We start from the raw sequence: 244 nt of genomic DNA on the forward strand, positions 1-244 counted from the left end.
GTCCTGCAGGCGTTCGTCGCGGAAGGCGGTGTGGGCTGTGCGACGCCCGCCGAACTCGGCGCGCAATGCGAAGTGGTCGTCACGCTCGTGGTCAATGCCGCGCAAACCGAGGCGGTGCTGTTCGGCGAACAGGGCGCGGTCCCGGCGATGAAGCCAGGCGCCGTGGTGATTTCGAGCGCGACGGTCGCGCCGGACTTCGCGATCGACCTCGGCAAGCGCATCGAGGCGGCTGGTTTGCAGATGC

General features: G+C 68.9%; 1 protein-coding gene. It reads left to right on the plus strand.

Annotation, left to right across the window (positions count from 1 at the left end):
• Positions 1 to 244 (plus strand): NAD(P)-binding domain-containing protein (locus tag SB751_RS34330; protein ID WP_410749537.1); only part of this gene is annotated, 244 nt, incomplete at both ends.

This window comes from Cupriavidus sp. SIMBA_020 (genome assembly GCF_046535395.1).
Lineage (GTDB): Bacteria > Pseudomonadota > Gammaproteobacteria > Burkholderiales > Burkholderiaceae > Cupriavidus > Cupriavidus campinensis.